The 17,223-nt window shown below is 70.1% G+C and carries 14 protein-coding genes and 1 tRNA gene; 6 read left to right on the top strand and 9 right to left on the bottom strand.

Features of this window, described 5'->3' with window-relative positions; translation table 11 throughout:
* Nucleotides 1–60: 60 nt before the first annotated feature.
* The 3 genes from OG609_RS26405 to OG609_RS26395 all read left to right on the top strand — a co-directional run bounded on the left by OG609_RS26405 (nt 61) and on the right by OG609_RS26395 (nt 2,108).
* The gene (locus OG609_RS26405; protein ID WP_327275095.1) at nt 61–1,296 is read left to right on the top strand and encodes a helix-turn-helix domain-containing protein; all 1,236 of its coding nucleotides are present in this window, start codon (nt 61–63) and stop codon (nt 1,294–1,296) included.
* A 9-nt stretch (nt 1,297–1,305) separates the two neighbouring features.
* Nucleotides 1,306–1,908 (top strand): oligoribonuclease, encoded by a 603-nt coding sequence (gene orn / locus OG609_RS26400; protein WP_327275094.1) that lies wholly within the window; start codon nt 1,306–1,308, stop codon nt 1,906–1,908.
* A gap of 127 nt (nt 1,909–2,035) precedes the next feature.
* Nucleotides 2,036–2,108, top strand: a tRNA-His gene (locus OG609_RS26395).
* Nucleotides 2,109–2,187: 79 nt separating this feature from the next.
* On the opposite strand, the gene OG609_RS26390 is transcribed toward OG609_RS26395, so the two are convergent.
* The 6 genes from OG609_RS26390 to OG609_RS26365 all read right to left on the bottom strand — a co-directional run bounded on the left by OG609_RS26390 (nt 2,188) and on the right by OG609_RS26365 (nt 9,722).
* Nucleotides 2,188–3,219, bottom strand: a complete 1,032-nt coding sequence (locus OG609_RS26390) for a LacI family DNA-binding transcriptional regulator (protein ID WP_327275093.1) — start codon at nt 3,217–3,219, stop codon at nt 2,188–2,190.
* Nucleotides 3,220–3,449: 230 nt separating this feature from the next.
* Nucleotides 3,450–4,913, bottom strand: coding sequence for a GH1 family beta-glucosidase (locus tag OG609_RS26385; RefSeq protein WP_327275092.1), 1,464 nt, complete (start codon nt 4,911–4,913; stop codon nt 3,450–3,452).
* 123 nt (nt 4,914–5,036) lie between these two features.
* Entirely contained in the window at nt 5,037–5,957 is a 921-nt protein-coding gene (locus OG609_RS26380) for a carbohydrate ABC transporter permease (protein ID WP_327275091.1), read from the bottom strand.
* Between the two features lie 15 nt (nt 5,958–5,972).
* Nucleotides 5,973–6,971 carry a carbohydrate ABC transporter permease gene (locus OG609_RS26375; protein ID WP_327275090.1) on the bottom strand — a complete coding sequence of 333 codons (999 nt, stop codon included), beginning with the start codon at nt 6,969–6,971 and terminating at the stop codon, nt 5,973–5,975.
* A 168-nt stretch (nt 6,972–7,139) separates the two neighbouring features.
* Entirely contained in the window at nt 7,140–8,468 is a 1,329-nt protein-coding gene (locus OG609_RS26370; RefSeq protein ID WP_327275089.1) for an ABC transporter substrate-binding protein, read from the bottom strand.
* A gap of 561 nt (nt 8,469–9,029) precedes the next feature.
* Nucleotides 9,030–9,722 carry a FadR/GntR family transcriptional regulator gene (locus tag OG609_RS26365; protein ID WP_327275088.1) on the bottom strand — a complete coding sequence of 231 codons (693 nt, stop codon included), beginning with the start codon at nt 9,720–9,722 and terminating at the stop codon, nt 9,030–9,032.
* A 174-nt stretch (nt 9,723–9,896) separates the two neighbouring features.
* On the opposite strand from OG609_RS26365, the gene leuA reads away from it, so the two are divergent.
* Nucleotides 9,897–11,678: a 2-isopropylmalate synthase gene (leuA, locus tag OG609_RS26360; protein ID WP_327275087.1), complete on the top strand. Its 1,782-nt coding sequence runs from the start codon at nt 9,897–9,899 to the stop codon at nt 11,676–11,678.
* Nucleotides 11,679–11,794: 116 nt separating this feature from the next.
* Nucleotides 11,795–12,004 (top strand): hypothetical protein, encoded by a 210-nt coding sequence (locus OG609_RS26355; RefSeq protein ID WP_327278192.1) that lies wholly within the window; start codon nt 11,795–11,797, stop codon nt 12,002–12,004.
* Between the two features lie 277 nt (nt 12,005–12,281).
* On the opposite strand, the gene OG609_RS26350 is transcribed toward OG609_RS26355, so the two are convergent.
* The 3 genes from OG609_RS26350 to OG609_RS26340 all read right to left on the bottom strand — a co-directional run bounded on the left by OG609_RS26350 (nt 12,282) and on the right by OG609_RS26340 (nt 15,518).
* The gene (locus tag OG609_RS26350) at nt 12,282–13,025 is read right to left on the bottom strand and encodes a hypothetical protein (RefSeq protein ID WP_327275086.1); all 744 of its coding nucleotides are present in this window, start codon (nt 13,023–13,025) and stop codon (nt 12,282–12,284) included.
* A gap of 1,006 nt (nt 13,026–14,031) precedes the next feature.
* Nucleotides 14,032–14,958: a spermidine synthase gene (locus tag OG609_RS26345; RefSeq protein WP_327278191.1), complete on the bottom strand. Its 927-nt coding sequence runs from the start codon at nt 14,956–14,958 to the stop codon at nt 14,032–14,034.
* Nucleotides 14,959–15,068: 110 nt separating this feature from the next.
* Nucleotides 15,069–15,518, bottom strand: a complete 450-nt coding sequence (locus OG609_RS26340) for a hypothetical protein (RefSeq protein ID WP_327275085.1) — start codon at nt 15,516–15,518, stop codon at nt 15,069–15,071.
* 240 nt (nt 15,519–15,758) lie between these two features.
* On the opposite strand from OG609_RS26340, the gene OG609_RS26335 reads away from it, so the two are divergent.
* A complete protein-coding gene (locus tag OG609_RS26335; protein ID WP_327275084.1) occupies nt 15,759–17,108 on the top strand; it encodes a tetratricopeptide repeat protein in 1,350 nt (449 codons plus the stop codon).
* Nucleotides 17,109–17,223 lie beyond the last annotated feature (115 nt).

Genomic DNA, 17,223 nt, shown 5'->3' with positions numbered 1-17,223 from the left:
GCAGGAGCGACAGGCCCGTAAGGACCAGGAAGACGCGAACACCGAGGGGGGCTTAGCGTCATGAGCCAGGACTCCGCCGCCGCAACGGAGGCTGTACGGAAGCTCAGTGGACGACGACGACGAGAAGTCGTCGCCGTACTGCTGTTCAGCGGCGGCCCCATCTTCGAGAGCTCGATCCCGCTCTCCGTGTTCGGAATCGACCGCCAGGACGCGGGAGTTCCGCGCTACCGACTCCTCGTCTGCGGCGGGGAAGAGGGGCCGCTGCGGACCACCGGGGGACTCGAACTGACCGCGCCCTACGGGCTGGAGGCGATCAGCAGGGCAGGCACCGTCGTGGTGCCCGCCTGGCGTTCGATCACCTCGCCGCCGCCCGCAGAAGCGCTGGACGCGCTGCGCCGCGCCCACGAGGAAGGGGCCCGCATCGTCGGGCTGTGCACCGGCGCGTTCGTGCTCGCCGCCGCCGGTCTGCTGGACGGTCGCCCGGCGACCACGCACTGGATGTACGCGCCGACGCTGGCCAAGCGCTATCCGTCGGTGCATGTCGATCCGCGTGAGCTCTTCGTCGACGACGGCGATGTGCTCACCTCCGCCGGGACGGCGGCCGGGATCGATCTCTGTCTGCACATCGTCCGCACGGACCACGGCACGGAAGCCGCCGGGGCACTGGCCCGCCGGCTCGTCGTGCCGCCGCGGCGCAGTGGCGGTCAGGAGCGCTACCTCGACAGGTCTTTACCCGAGGAGATCGGCTCCGACCCGCTCGCCGAGGTCGTGGCCTGGGCGCTGGAGCATCTCCACGAGCAGTTCGACGTGGAGACGCTGGCCGCGCGCGCCTACATGAGCAGGCGGACCTTTGACCGGAGGTTCCGCTCGCTCACCGGCAGCGCACCGCTCCAGTGGCTGATCACCCAGCGGGTGCTGCAGGCGCAGCGGCTGCTGGAGACGTCCGAGTACTCGGTCGACGAGGTCGCGGGCCGCTGCGGCTTCCGCTCGCCGGTCGCGCTGCGCGGACACTTCCGGCGCCAGCTGGGCTCCTCCCCCGCCGCGTACCGGGCCGCATACCGGGCCCGCCGTCCGCAGGGCGGTGGCGCGGAGGCCCACGCCCCGGCGATCGAGCCGATCGTGCCCGCGCAGGGAGCCTCGGCGGGCCGGCGTGCCACGGCTGCGGCCACCCCACCGGGTCCGCATGCCGTCACGTCGGCGACGGTCGGGGCGGGGCAGCCGGAGCACGGGAAACCGGGCCCCGACGCGTACTCCACCGGGCGCCCGACCCTGCCGGGCCAACGGAGTGCCCCGTAGGGTGGAGCCATGAACGATCGCATGGTGTGGATCGACTGCGAGATGACCGGGCTCTCGTTGACGGAAGACGCACTCATCGAGGTGGCCGCACTGGTCACCGACTCGGAGCTGAACGTGCTCGGCGAAGGGGTGGACATCGTGATCCGCCCACCGGACGCGGCCCTGGAGACGATGCCCGAGGTGGTGCGCCAAATGCACACCGCCTCGGGTCTCCTCGACGAGCTGGCCCAGGGCACCACCCTGGCCGACGCCGAGGCCCAGGTGCTGGCCTATGTCCGCGAGCATGTGAAGGAGCCCGGCAAGGCCCCGCTCTGCGGGAACTCGGTCTCCACCGACCGCGGCTTCCTGGCGCGGGACATGTCGGCCCTGGAGGGCTACCTCCACTACCGGATCGTCGATGTGTCCTCGGTCAAGGAGCTGGCGCGCCGCTGGTACCCGAGGGCGTACTTCAACAGTCCGGACAAGAACGGCAACCACCGGGCGCTCGCGGACATCCGTGACTCCATCACGGAGCTGCGTTACTACCGCGAGGCGATCTTCGTGCCGCAGCCCGGTCCGGACTCGGAGCGCGCCAAGGCGATCGCGGCACGTATCGCGCCGCCCACGCCGTAGGACGTTGCGAAGCCGCTGGTCATGGGCCTTTCGGGGGCCGGGATCAGCGGCTGAACAACTGGGGCGCGAGCACCCTCTCGGACCCTGTACACTTTTTCTCGGCCGGTCGGAAAAAAGACCGGGCATGGTGGGTATAGCTCAGATGGTAGAGCACCTGGTTGTGGTCCAGGATGTCGCGGGTTCGAGTCCCGTTACTCACCCTGAAGGGAAGGGCCCCGGTCAATGACCGGGGCCCTTCTCATGCCTGAGCCACCCTCACCGGCGGCCGTGTGACGGTCGTCACGAGGAGTCGCGGACAATCAGTTCCGTGGGGAGCACGATCTGCGGACGCTCCTGGTTCTCGCCCGCGATCTCCTGGAGCAGTACGCGGGCCATCGTGCGGCCCATCTCCTCTATCGGCTGGCGCACGCTGGTGAGCGCCGGGTCCATGTGACGGGCCACGGCCGAGTCGTCGAAGCCGATGAGAGCCACATCGTCCGGGATACGCCGGCCGGCCTCGCGCAGCACCTGGCGGGCCCCTGCGGCCATGACGTCGGAGGCGGCGAAGACCGCGTCGACGTCGGGGCGGCGGGCGAGCAGGTCTCGCATGGCCTGTGCGCCGCCTTCCTCGGTGAAGTCGGCGGGGGCGATCAGCTGCTCGTCCGGTCCGAGACCGGCCGCGGAGACCGCCTTGCGGTAGCCGTCGAGGCGGCGCCGGGCACCGTAGACATCGAGGCGCCCGGTGATCGTGGCGATGGAGCGGCGGCCCCGGGAGATCAGGTGGTCGACGGCTGCGCGGGCGCCCTCGAAGTTGTCGGAGTCGACCGAGGCGAGCGGTTCCGAGGCGGATCTGCGGCCGCTCATCACGGCCGGCATGCCGAGCTGCTCCAGCAGGTCCGGGAGCGGGTCGTCGGCGTGGACGGAGACCAGCAGCACGCCGTCGACGCGGTGTGCGGTCAGATACTGGGCCAGCCGCCGGCGCTCACGGTCGCTGCCGACGAGGGTGAGCAGCAGCTGCATGTCGGTGTCTGCGAGCGCCGCGCCGACACCACGGACGATGTCGGAGAAGTACGGCTCGGCGAAGAAGCGGGTCTCCGGCTCCGGCACGACGAGGGCGATGGCGTCGGTACGGTTCCCGGCGAGCGCGCGGGCCGCGCGATTGGGCACGTACCCCAGTTCGGCGACGGCCGCCTCCACCGCCTCGCGGGTGTGCGCGCTGACCCGTGGGGAGCCGTTGATGACTCGCGAGGCCGTGCCGCGCCCCACCCCCGCCCGTGCCGCGACCTCTTCGAGCGTGGGCCGCCCGCCGCTCCGTACTCGCGCTGCCGTCATGGCTGCCTCCCGTTCGCGGTCAATTTCTCACAGTCGGATAACCGAACCAAGTCCTGGTGCTGGATCCCTTGACACTCGTCCGGGCCCGGCGACCTCTCCGCAGCATCAGAAATGGGAGCGCTCCCATACTACGAGGGTACCGAGCCGGGTTCCCCGGCCCCCGAAAGCGGGCGGAAATGACGGAGACCCGGCACGGGCTGCCGGGTCTCGGGAGGGGGTGCCTGTCGCTCTCAGGCGAGGTCGGTGGCCGGGGGCAGTGCGTGGCGGCGGATGACGTCGGCGTACCAGCGGGCGCTCGCCTTGGGGATGCGGCGCTGGGTGGCGTAGTCGACGTAGACGGCGCCGAAGCGCTTGGAGTACCCGTATGCCCACTCGAAGTTGTCCATCAGGGACCACAGGAAGTAGCCGCGTACGTCCGCGCCGTCCGCCACGGCTCGCTGTACGGCGTCGAGGTGGCCGCGCAGGTACTCGATCCGCTCGGGGTCCTCCACCAGGCCCTCGGGCGAGACATAGTCGTCGAAGGCCGCGCCGTTCTCGGTGACCATCAGCGGCACGCCCGGGTGGTCCCGGGCGACGTCGATGAGCAGGTTGTACAGCCCGTCGGGGTCGATCGCCCAGTTCATCGCGGTGCGCTTCTTGCCCTCGGAGAGGTGGAAGGCGACATGCTCGGAGCCGGGCCACGGGGAGTGGTCGCTGTTGCCGTGACCGTCGTCGCGCGAGTCGCCGGAACCGTCCGCGGGCGTGGAGACCAGCGTCGGTGTGTAGTAGTTGACGCCCAGGACGTCGATCGGGCGGGAGATGGCGGCCAGGTCGCCGTCGTGGACCAGCTTCGACCAGTCCACCAGGTGCGAGGTGTCGGCGATCAGGTCCTCGGGGTACGCGCCGTGCAGCATCGGGCCGGTGAAGACCCGGTTGCCCACCGCGTCGATCCGGCGGGCGGCGTCCGCGTCGGCCGCGCTGTCGGTCAGCGGGCGGACCTGATGGAGGTTGAGGGTGACCGAGGTCTGCGCGGTAGCGGGGAGTTGGTTGCGCAGAACCTCGATCGCCCGGCCGTGGGCGAGGTTGAGATGGTGGGCCGCGCGCAGGGCGGAGGCCGGCTCGGTGCGGCCGGGGGCGTGCACGCCGGAGCCGTAACCGAGGAAGGCCGAGCACCACGGCTCGTTGAAGGTGGTCCAGGTGCCGACGCGGTCGCCGAGGGCGCCGGCCACGATGGCGGCGTAGTCGGCGAAGCGCTCGGCGGTCACCCGCTGCGGCCAGCCGCCGGCGTCCTCCAGCTCCTGGGGCAGGTCCCAGTGGTAGAGGGTGGCGACGGGAGCGATGCCCGCTTCGAGGAGCTCGTCGACGAGCCTGCGGTAGAAGTCCAGTCCGCGTTCGACGGCGGGGCCGCGGCCGGTGGGCTGCACCCGGGACCAGGAGACGGAGAAGCGGTAGGCCTTCAGCCCGAGCTGCTTCATCAGCGCCACGTCGTCGCGGTAGCGGTGGTAGTGGTCGGCGGCGATGTCTCCGGTGTCACCGTTGCGGACCTTGCCCGGAGTGCGGCTGAAGGTGTCCCAGATGGAAGGGGTGCGGCCGTCCTCGGCAGCGCCGCCCTCGACCTGGTAGGCGGCGGTGGCCGCCCCCCAGACGAAACCGGTCGGAAAGTCCGCCGCCTCGGGCGCCTGCTTAGGGGCGATGTCGGGTCGTACAGCAGTCATGCGGGAGCGCTCCCAGAGGTGGACGAACAGGGGCAGGTAAGGGGTGGAGCTCCGGGGGCCCGTACGGCCTGCGGTCAGGGAACAGGCCGTATGGGCGTCCGGGGGAGGGCGGGTGACTCGGTGTCACCCCTTGACGGCGCCGGACATGATCCCCCCGACGATCTGCTTGCCGAAGATCACGAAGACCACGAGCAGCGGCAGCGTGCTGATCAGCGCGCCCGCCATCACGATGCTCTGGTCGGGGACGTAGGAGGCGCTCAGCTGGCCGAGGGCCACCTGGAGCGTGGGGTTCTCCTGGTTCAGGGCGAGGTACGGCCAGAAGAAGTCGTTCCACGCCTGGACGAAGGTGAGCATGCCGAGCACCATCATGGCCGGGCGGGCCACGGGGAGCACGATGCTCCGCACGATGCGGATGTTGTTCGCGCCGTCGACCCTGGCGGCCTCGATGAGTTCGTAGGGCAGCGCCTCGCTCAGGTACTGCCGCATGAAGAACACCCCGAACGCGCTCACCAGCGTCGGGAAGATCACCGACTCCAGCTTTCCGCCCCAGCCGATGTCGGACATCATCATGAACAGCGGTACGACGCTGAGTTGCGGCGGGATCGTGAGCGTGGCGATGACCGCTGTCATCAGCGCTCCGCGGCCCCTGAAGCGCATCTTGGCGAAGGCGTAGCCGGCCAGCGTGCAGAAGAAGAGCGTCGCCGCGGTGATACTGGCGGACACGATGAGCGTGTTCCAGATGGCCTTGCCGAGGTGGGCCTGTTCCCAGGCCGCTTCGAGGTTGTTGAACAGGTTGCCGCCGGGGATGAACGGCGGGGTGGTGTCCAGCACCTCATTCTGAGTACGGGACGCGGCGACGAGTGTCCAGTACAGCGGGAAGAGGGAGCCGATGCCGACGACGGCGAGGGCGAAGTAGGCGAAGGGGCCGGCGTGGTGCTGGCGGCCCGCGCCGGGCTTGAACCGGCGGCGGCCTGGGGCTTCGCTGCGGGCGGCGGCCTTGGGGACGCGGCGATCCGGAGCGGTGATGGGGCTGGTCGTGGTCATGGGTATCGCTCCCGGTCAGGCCGCGGTCTTGCGCATGACGCGGCCGATGAGCCAGTTGATCGCGGCAATGAGCAGCAGCAGGGCGAGCATGGCCCAGGCGACTGCGGCGGCCGGACCGAGATGCCCGAGATTCCAGCCGTAGTTGTAGAGGTAGATGCTGAGCGTCTCGTACTGGTTCTCGTTGCCGCCCTGCGCTCCGAGGGTGCCGCCTTCCAGCAGCAGAGGTTCACCGAACAGCTGCATGGAGCCGATGGTCGAGATCACGATCGTGAAGAGGATCGTCGGCCGCAGCGCGGGAATCGTCACATTGCGGAACTGCTGCCAGCGCGAGGCTCCGTCGAGCGAGGCGGCCTCGTACAGATCGGACGGGACGGCCTGCATCGCGGCCAGGTAGATCAGGGTGTTGTAGCCCGTCCAACGCCAGATCACGATGATCGAGATGGCGATCTTTGACGACCAGTGCCCGTTGGCCCAATTGGTGTCGCCGAGACCGATGAAGTCCAGGGCCCAGTTCAGCAGGCCGCCATCGGCGCGGAAGACAAGAGCGAAGACAAGGGCGGCGGAGGCCACGGAGGTGGCGTACGGAGTGAGAATCACCGTTCGCCAAAAGGTGCTGGCGCGCAGCTTGTAGTTCAGCAGGTGGGCCAGGCCCAGCGCGACCATCAGCTGCGGGACCGTCGACATGACACCGATGAGGAAGGTGTTGCTGACGGCCGTCCAGAATTCGGAGTCCTGCAGAATCCTGCTGAAGTTCTCCCAGCCGACCCACTCCATCTGGTCGAGCCCGGTCATCTCCACTCGGTGCAGAGCGATCCAGCCGGTGTACAGGAGCGGGTAGAGCCCGAAGGCGCCGAAGACGAGGAAGAAGGGGGCGATGTACGCGTACGGCGACGCCTTGTCGTCGAATCGCCACAGTCGGCTGCGCCAGGCCTGACGGCTGGAGGACACGGGCTTCGGAGCGCGGCGGCCGGGCCGGGAGCCATGCGCATCCCGGATGGGGGTGGAGGTTGCCACAGGCGGGAGTCCTTCCCTGGGGTGTGCCGACACCGCAGGAGCAGGCCGGACTTTTGATCAGGTCCGGCGGAGGTGTCGGAATCCGTGCACGGGCCGGCATGGGAGCCGGCACCGGTGCGGGCGGCCTGGGGCTCGGAGTACGCCCCCTGCCGCCCGCATCGGCGAGGATCAGCCGATCACCTTGTCGATCGCCTTGGTGGCGGCGTCCCAGGCGTCGTCCGGGCTGGTGCCCCGCTGCTCCATGTTGTTGATCTGGGTGGAGATGGTGTCCTTGATGACGCCGTCCTTCGGGCCGAGCACGGCTGCGGGGATGACGGCCGCCTCGTCGGCGTAGATCTCACCGATCGGAGCGTTGTTGAAGTACTCGAGCTTGGCGTTCTTCACGTCGGGCAGTTCGTAGGCACCCTTGTTGGACGGGAAGAGACCGGCCGCCTTGAACACGGCGGCCTGCTGCTCCGGCGCGGTCAGCCACTTGATGAGCTCACCGGCCTCCTTGACGTGCTTGCCCTTCGCGGGCACGGACAGGAACGAGCCGCCCCAGTTGGCCGCGGTCGAACCCGGGGCGTGGGCGATGTCCCACTTGCCCTTGAACGAGTCACCGGCGTACGTGGAGATCTGGGCAGCCATCCAGGCGGGGCAGGCCACGGTGGCGATGGTGCCCTTGCGCAGGGCCGCCTGCCACTGGTTGCTGAACTGGGGCAGGCCCTGGCTCAGTTGCTTCTTGGCGGCTTCGGCTGCGAGGTCCCAGCCCGCCTTGACGCCGGCGCTGTCCTTGTAGATCGCCTTGCCGTCCTTGGCGTAGTACTGCTCCTCGCTCGAGGAGACCACACCGTTGTACATGGCGCTGGCGGAGTCCATGTAGAAGGTGCCCTTGGGGGCCTTCTTCTTGTACTCCTCGCCGAGCTTGAGGTAGTCCGCCCAGCCGCCGGCGACCTTCTTGGCCACGTCGGCGCGGTCGGCCGACAGGCCGGCCTGCTCGAACAGGTCGCGCCGGTAGCAGAGCGACATCGGGCCGATGTCGGTGCCGGCTCCGATGACCTTGCCGTCGTCGGCGGTGGCCTGAAGGGCCTTCCAGCCGACCCACTGGTCGGCTGGAACAACGCCACTGAGGTCGGCGAACGCGTCCGACTTGGTTTCGACGAGCTCCTTGACGCGGCCGACCTCGATGCCCTGCACGTCGGCCAGGCCGCTGCCCGTGTTGAGCTGCTGGAGGAACTTGGGGTAGTAGACCTTCTCGTCGGCCGTGGCGCTTTCCTTGACCGTGATGTTCGGGTGCAGCTCGTGGTACTTGGCGAAGAGACCGGCTTCCTTGTAGCCGAACTGCCCGAAGTCGGCGACGGTCAGCGTGATCTTCCCGTTCGCATCGGAGCCCGTGTTGTCCGATGAATCCGAATCGCTGCTGCAGCCGGTCAGCAACAGGGCCGAGACTGTCAGGCCCGTGGTGACCAGAACCGCGACTCTGCGGCTCCGGCCGGCGACGGTGCGGGTGATACGCATTCCACTACTCCTTGTTCCAGGGTGGGACTGGCGTTCTGACTGCGTGGCATACGCGCTGGTGAGTGCGGGTGCCGACTGGTTCAGGGGGGAGGACACGGGCAGTGCCGTTCGAGCGGGGAATCCCCGCACGATGTGGGAGCGCTCCCATGCGTCGATGTCGGAAGGTTCCTGCCTTGAGGGGGTGAGTGTCAAGAGTTGAAGACGCTTCCGTTGCCCGAGTGTGTCCTTCAAGTCACGAGACCGTGTCCCGTCCAAGTCTTGCCATATCCCGCGGGCACCGACCGAGGACTCACGCCGTCCCGAAAAGGCGCAGGCCAAGGGCTTATTGAGGAAGACTCGCCTCGCCGGTCACACCGGGTCGGCACGCCCGCGCCGCATTTCCGCCCGCCCCCGGGAGCGGTCTTGGTCATCCCCGATTCACGCCGGACCGCCCGCCGGAAGGTGAACGGGGTCTCTCGCAGTGAGGGCCGCCGGGGGCGTATCCGCGTTCTTTCTCCGAACCCGACGCACCATCACGGGGCGCCGGGGGCAACGGGAAGGACGGGCCGGGGTTCACCAGAACTACGCCGCCCGCAGCCGGGCCAGCGTGGACTCCAGTTCGGTCTGCGCGGCCCGGCCCGCCGACTCCGCGTCGCCTGCCACGACGGCCCGTACCAGCGCGTCATGGCCCGCGTCGCCGTGGTGCGGATCCTCGCGGCGCAGCCCGAACAACTCCACGAGGTCGATGAGACCCTGTCGCAGTGCCGGGGCGAACTCGCCGAAGAGATCGGTGAGTACGGGGTTGTGGGCCGCGACCACCACGGCCCGGTGCAGGGCGATGTCCGCGTCGACGAACTCGGCGTCTCCCCCGGCCCCCGCCGCCCGCCGCACGGTGAGCGCCGCATCGAGGGCGGCCAGGTCCTCGTCCGTACGGCGCTGCGCGGCCAGCCGGGCGGCCTGGACCTCGATCAGCATGCGCACTTCGTAGACATCGGTGACCGAGGCCCGGCGCAGCCGGGCCGGCCAGTCCTCCGTCGCGTGGTCGGCGATGACGAAGACGCCCGCGCCGTGACGGGACTGGAGCAGCCCGAGCGTGGCCAGGGTGCGCACCGCCTCGCGTACCGTGGAGCGGCCCACGCCGAGCGTCTTGGCCAGGGTGGTCTCGCCGGGAATCTTCGTGCCGACCGGCCAGTGCCCCTCGGTGATCTGCTGGCGCAGATGGCGCGTGGCCTGTTCGACCAGGGGGCTGGGGCGGAGCGGACCGAGCGAGGACACGGGTTTCACCTGTCAGGTTGTCTGAGGACTTGCTTTCTGGCACTGTACCGGGCATGACGCACAGCGGTCTCCTTCTTCTCGGCTGCCGCGGCGGGGCCTGAAGCGACCGGCACCCCGCCGCGGGGTGCCGTGCTGTGCCGGTCGCATCCGGCGATGCGAGAAGAGTCCGTCTTCATGTCCGACCGTCTGTCACCGATGCACAGCTTCCCCACGATCTGCACCCCGCGCGGGCCCGTGCCCGCCGACGCGCCCCGCTGGAACCCGCAGCGCGCCAGCTCCATGCCGTCCCACCGCTACCGCTCCGTCTTCGACCGCGTCGAGGTCCCGCTGACCGGCCGCACCTGGCCGCAGGCCCGTATCGAGCAGGCTCCGCTCTGGGTACCCGTGGATCTGCGGGACGGCAACCAGGCACTGGCCGAACCGATGGACACGCCGCGCAAGCGCCGGATGTTCGATCTGCTCGTCGCCATGGGGTTCAAGGAGATCGAGGTCGGCTATCCGTCCGCGAGCCGCACCGACTTCGACTTCGTCCGGCATCTGGCCACGAGCGGCGCGGTGCCGGACGACGTCACCGTGGTCGTCTTCACCCCGGCCAGGCAGGATCTGATCGAGCGTACCTTCGAGTCCATCGAGGGGATGGATCGCGCGGTCGTCCATCTGTACATCCCGACCGCCCCCGTCTGGCGCGATGTCGTACTCGGCCGCAGCCGCGCCGAGGTGCACGGTGTGGTGCTGGAGGCGGCGACGCAGATGGAGCGGCTGGCGCGGTCGCGGCCCGCAGCGGACATCCGGTTCGAGTTCTCCCCCGAGGTCTTCATCCTCACCGAGCCGGACTTCGTCCTGGAGCTCTGCAACAGTCTCACCGAGCTGTGGGACGCGTCCCCGGACCGGCCGGTCATCCACAATCTGCCCGCCACGGTGGAGATCGCGACGCCGAATGTGTACGCGGACCAGATCGAGTACATGCACCGGCATCTGGACCGGCGGGACTCGGTGATCCTCTCCGTCCATCCGCACAACGACCGCGGCACCGGCACCGCGTGCGCCGAACTCGCCGTTCTGGCGGGTGCGCAGCGCGTGGAGGGCTGTCTGTTCGGCAACGGGGAGCGGACCGGCAATGTGGACCTGGTCAACTTGGCCCTCAATCTGCACGCCCAGGGCGTCGACCCGATGATCGACTTCTCCGACATCGACGAGATCCGCCGCACGGTCGAGCACTGCAACCGGCTGCCGGTGCCACCCCGCCACCCGTACGGCGGCGATCTCGTCCACACCGCCTTCTCCGGCACCCACCAGGACGCCATCAGCAAGGGCTTCGCCCATCGCGCGAGCAGCGGTTCCGAGCTGTGGCAAGTGCCGTATCTGCCGATCGACCCGGCAGATGTGGGGCGTACGTACGAGGCGGTCATCCGGGTCAACAGCCAGTCGGGGAAGGGTGGTATCGCGCATCTGCTGCAGAGCAACTACGGGGTGAACCTGCCGGCCGGACTGCGTGCGGACTTCTCCCGTACGGTGCAGACCGCGACCGACGACAGCGGTCTGGAGGTCACGCCGAAGGATCTGTGGGAGCTGTTCGAGGCGACGTATCTGGTACCCGGCCGGGACGGTTCCGTGGCCCTGACTTCCTGGTCCACAGACCGGAATCCGGCCGGTGAGCACCGGTTCATCTGCACGCTGCGGGTGGGTGAGCGGGAAGGCGACTACGAGGGCACCGGCAATGGCCCGGTGTCGGCATTCACCCATGCGCTGGCGGCGGCCGGGATCGAGGTGGGCGTCGTCGACTTCTCCGAGCATGCGACGGCGACGGGGCAAGGCAGTCCGGCGATGGCGTACGCGGAGTGCCGGGTCGGCGCCGGCATCGACGGGGAGCGGTGCTGGGGGGCGGGACAGGACACGTCCGTCCTCACGGCGTCGATCCTGGCCGTGCTGTCGGCGGTGAACCGGGCGGGCCGGTAGGGCTTTGTTACGTCTATGGGCAGGCGGTTGCACGCAAGTGGGGGCGCACCCCGGCCGGATGTGGGGGTGTGGGGGCCGGCCGGGATGCGCTGTCGTGGTGGGGTGTGCACACGGTGATGGCGGGCACGGCGTACGACCCGCCGCGCGCGGTGCCGATCTCGGCGAGCGCCGGGGGCGGCCAGGACTCCACGGACGGACTGTCTTCCTCGATGCAGGTCTGGACGAACTCAACCTGGATCCGGGTGGACTTCGGCCAGGACGGCGGCCGGGTGGTGTCGGTCTTCTGCACCTGGAACGACCATCCGCCACAGGTCGAGGTCGTGTAGGCCCTGACGTGCCGACACCACTGGGCACCAGGCACGCGTGAAAGGGGCCCTGCAGGCTTCCGGAACCGGTGTCGACCGGGTGCGGCTGCGCACCGTGGACAAAGGACGGCGCTCCCCGCTCGCCCCGCTGCGGCCGGAAGCCGAACCAGTCGACCTGTCACGGAAGAACGCGCCGCCGTCCGGCCAGACCGACGGCTCGGTCCCTGGTAGCGGCGTGGTCGGTGGAGCGGAGATACACAGTCTTCTCTGAGCTCCACCGGCCACGTTCATCTCGCGTCTACAACCTCTGGTCTCCTTGCCAGGTGACTGACGTCAGCGCGGCCGGCCCACCATGTGCCAGGCCTTTGTAGGTCACTGACCGGGCGGGGCCGAGCTCATGTGCGATCTGTTCCGCCAGGTCCATTCCCTCGCGGAACAGCCGCTGCCACTCGGCGTCGTACTTGCCGTCCTCCCGGTCCCGCAGGTGCAGGTTCAACGTGGTGTCGATGCTTTCCGCCCACGTGTACAGAGCGGCGACGAGGTCATCGGACAGGGCCAGGGCGGCGGCGGGATCATCCGGGAAGAAGTCCCCGAATCCGTCGGAGCGCAGCGGACCGAACTTGTACTCGCCCTCGACCGTGATGTCGACCGGGTGCGGGGGCGTGCCGTGGCTGTCGCGCTCCCAGTGGAGGCGATCGCAGCCCCAGCACACCCACTTCGCCGTCCTGTGGCGCTCGTCCCGGTAGCGCACCGCGCACGACGGCCCGAGATGCCTGGCCAGTCGCTGGGCGGCCGCCAGGCCCTGCCTTGCGTGCTTGCGCAGGTCCGGGCGGGATGCGAAACCCCCCGGCAGTCGGGTCAGCGACCAGGAACGCAGCACGTCCGCCAGATCCGCCGGGAGGTCCAGCCGGGAATCGTCCAGCGGGACGTTACGGGTGAAGGCCCCGAGGTCCTCGTAGGCCCCGGGATCCTCCGGCTCGTACAGCGGGGACGGCTCGCCCCGGGCCTGCACGAGCATGTGCCGCGGTTCTTCGAGGGTCATACGGGGTTTGCTCCGATCACGAATCCGTTGTCGCCCACGCTAACGGCCACGCGCTGGGTCTTGCCGTTGAAGGCGACCTCGAAGATCGGCCTCCCCGCCCCCTGGGTGCCGACCCTCGTGCCGAAGGCAGGCGGGGGTAACCGTCCAGAGGCGGGATGATGCGCGCGGATCAGCACGCTGTCCCGGCGCGGGGACAGGAGCGGCAGGCGACGCCTACCAAGGCGGCATGCGCGGTGAGCTGGTTTCGCGGCATGACGGTCCGTCCCTCCCCGTGGCGGCACTGCTCCCCCGGCCGCCGAATGATGTGCGCGCGTCCTGGCGAAACGGTCGAGACCCAGCACGCGCGGCGATCACCATAGGCACAGGCCAACACCCCGGAACAAGAGGTGATTTTGGCTGCCGGAGCTCCATGACGCGAAAGCACCTACCCGATTTCTCCCGATTCGGCGTGCGTAGATCCCGTGCCCATGACAGGAGTAATCTGTGTGGCTGCCGTGAAGAAGGAGTGGATTCGACGATGCCTCTCGGCTGGAAGTTGGCTGATAAGCAGCCCTTCCTCACCTGCGTCAGACAGGCCGACCAGGCAGTTCCGTTCGGGTCACTCCCGCCGAGTCGGGTCGTCGGTCCGGATGTGCCGCCGGCTGAAGCGCAATGGGCGCGGATCGAGCCGTTGGTTTGAGAATGTGGGCCTTCGACAGCACCTGGGAGCGCGTATTCACCATGCTGCCAGCCGACGCCGATGGGGATTTGAACCGGGTCGTCGCGGTGGACTCCACGATCGCGCGCACCAGAACGCAGCCGGGGCCCGCACCCAGGTCGTGCCGGCGAGCCGATGATGGTCGCGTTGCCCGAAGACTTAGTCGACGAGTCAGCTGTCCTCGCCTCGATCGCCGTTCCGGGAAACCGGGGCGTGGTCGCCCGACCGACGCACAAAAGCCCTGAACTCTATTGACCCGGAACGGTGTTGTCGGTCCTCGGCATCCCGGCCGAGACCTTCAGCGCCCTCCTACCCGAAGGCCGACGGCGGCGGAGCCGGTGAATGCCTGGCGTCCGCGTCGCTCACCGCCGCCGCGCCGCCGGTGAAGTCGGCGAGCGCCCGCCCGTGTTCGACGCGTCCGGGGTGCGGGTCGGTCGCGACCCGGCGGGTCAGCTCCGCGACCTTCAGCGGCAGATCCGAGGCGAGCAGCACGGCGTTGCCGAAGCGACGGCCGCGCCACACGGTCGGGTCGGCGGCGAGCGCCAGTTCGGGGAAGACCGTGGCCGCGGTGGCGACCTGGCCGCGCAGATGGGTCAGCGGCGGGCCGTCCGCGAGGTTGGCCACGTAACTCCCGCCGGGCTTCAGGACCCGGCGTACCTCGGCGAGAAACTCGGTGCTGGTGAGGTGTGCGGGGGTACGGGCCCCGCTGAAGACATCGGCGATGACGAGATCCGCCCAGCCGTCCTGGATCTTCCCGAGCCCGGCGCGGGCATCGGTGGCCCGGACCCGGATCCTGGCCTGTGGGTCCAGCGGCAGCTCCCGGCGGACCAGTTGGACGAGCGCGGCGTCCACCTCGACGACCTGCTGGGTGGAGCGGGGCCGGGTCGCGGCGATGTAGCGGGCGAGCGTGAAGGCACCGCCGCCCAGGTGCACCACGTGCAGGGGCTGCCCAGGGGGTGCGACGAGGTCGGCGATGTGGCCGATCCTGCGCTGGTACTCGAAGGACAGATACGTGGGGTCGTCGAGGTCCACATGGGACTGGGGGGCTCCATCGAGCGTCAGCGTCCAGGCGTGCGGACGCTCCCGGTCGGGCACCAGCTCGGCGAGACCGCCGTCCACCGGTTCGGCGAGCGGTTCCGTCCTGCGCCCGGTCCCGCGTCCGGTCCTGCCGTCGGCCTTGCGGTCGGACCGCTTACGGGCGCCCGCGCCTGCGCTCGACGCTCCTCGACGTGCCACTGCTGCTCGTGCCTGCTCACTGCTCATCGCTCCGGGCCGGTACAGAACCGGCCGTGCCGGGGAAACCCGGCCACCGGCCCATTATGGGCGCGCGGACGGGGAGCCTGCGGTCAGCGGCGGTTGTCGGCCGCCTCGATCAGCCGGGCCGCCTGGTCGAGAGCGGCCCGCAGCACGGCCGGGTCGGTGACCGGGGCGTCCTCCCCCGGCGGCAGCAGCCAGCCGCTGCCGGTGACGGGCGGCTCGGCGGGGATGCGCAGCCCGCGGCCGTCGGTCCGCGTACAGGCGCTGCCCGGTACGTCCCACGCCTCGGCGGTCCCCGGGGGAACCAGGAAGCCGAGGGTGTCACAGGCTCCGTCGTGCAGGACCGGGCCGACGGCTTCCTGGTCGGCCCCCCGGCGCAGGATGTCCACGGCCTCCAGTCCCTGGCGTGCCGGGACGGTCACCAGGTCGCAGGGTACGGCGCCGTGGTCCTCCGTGGGCGCTGTGGGCACCGTGGCACCCGTTGCGGCCGTGGTCGTCGCAGTCGTCCGCGAGCCGGTCTCCGTGCCGATGTGCAACAAGGGACCTCTCCTCTCATCGCCGGGCGGAGCCGGATTCCGTCTCCACGGGGATCAACGCGTCGACGGCGTCAAGGGCTACGGTGCCACGCCGCCGCAAAGGGTGGCAGTTCATGGCGGATCGCAGGCGAGATATCCCTTTTGTAGGCAAACGCTGTATGTGCGGTCCGTCACAACAGGTACGTTCTTGCTCCGCCGGGACACCGGAAGCAGGAGCCCGGCTGCACCAGAGAGGGCTCAGCCATGGTGTCGACAGGGGCAGTTCCCAACCTCGCCTTCCGGCGGCTGCGCGGACCGCGCTCCGCCGGGGAGTTCGCTGCCGCGGTACGCAGGTCCGCCCGCGAGATCGGCGAGCAGGTCGCGTGCGACGCCCGGTACATCGGCCGCGTGGAGTCCGGCGAGATCCGCTGCCCCAACTACGCGTACGAGCGGGTCTTCCTGCACATGTTCCCCGGCGCCACCCTGGCGGACCTGGGCTTCTCGCCGCGCGAATCGGTACGCGGCCGGGGGGCACGGACCACTGCCGAAACCCCACCGCCCCCCACGCTCCACAGCGACACCGACGAGGAGAGCGACGTGCTGCGTCGCGTATTCATGACGAGCGGCACCACCGCGATGGCGGCCGCAACCCTGGGCCTCGGCCTCGACGGCACGTCCGCCGCCGCCCTGCCCGACCGGCACCGGGTCGGAGAGGCCGAGGTGAGCGCCGTCGAGAAGGCAGTACGGCAGATCCGGCTGCTCGACGACCGGCACGGCGGTGACGGCCTGTACCGCAGGGCGTCCCAGCCGCTGCGGGCGGCGTACGCGCTGCTCGACTCCGCAACCGCCACCAGGCGCTCCACGGCCGACCGGCTGCATGCCGGGGCGGGCGAACTGGCCATCTCGGTGGGCTGGCTGGCCCATGACTCGGGCCGGTTCGAGGACGCCCGCTCGCACTATGCGGAGGCGCTGGCGACGGCGCGGGTGGCGGGTGACGCGGCGCTGGAGGCGCATGCGTTCTGCAATGCGTCGTTCCTGGCCAGGGACACGGGGCGGCCCCGCGAGTCCGTGCGCGCCGCCGAGGCCGGGCAGCGGGCGGCGCAGCCGCTGGGCTCGCCGCGGCTGGTGGCGCTGCTCGCGCTGCGGGAGGCGGGGGGCCGGGCGGGGCTCGGGGACCGTACGGGCTGCGAACGGGCGATCGGCCGGGCGCACACCGCGTTCGAACGCGGTCCGTCCGACGCCGATCCGGAGTGGATGACCTTCTTCCGGGAGGCGGAGCTGGAGATGCTGGAGGCGCAGTGCTGGTCGGCGCTGGGCGACTGGTCGCGGGCGGCCCGCCATGCGCTGCGGGCGACACGTCTCCAGGACCCGCACTTCACCCGGAACCTGGCGCTGTACCGGGCCGAGCTGACCACAGACCTGGCCCGGGCGGGCCGGGCCCCGGAGGCGGCGACGGCGGGCCACCAGGTGCTGGACCTGCTGGACCGCGTCCAGTCGTCCCGCATCCGGGCGATGCTGGCGGGGGCGGCGGGGGTACTGGCGCCGCAGCGGGGTGCGGCGGAGGTACGGGGGTTCCTCGAGCGGCACGCGGAGGTCTCCGCGGCGGGGGCGTAAGGGTTCGCCGAACGGCCCGGATTCCAGACCCCCCGCGCCATGTGACCGGTTCCGTCCGCAGCCACCGGACGGGCCGGCTTCCACCGCGCGCCGGCAAGATCGAGCCCGTCCGGCG

This window comes from Streptomyces sp. NBC_01224 (assembly GCF_036002945.1).
Lineage (GTDB): Bacteria > Actinomycetota > Actinomycetes > Streptomycetales > Streptomycetaceae > Streptomyces.
Note: the sequence above shows the minus strand (reverse complement) of the source record. Positions and strands in the feature narration are given on the sequence as shown.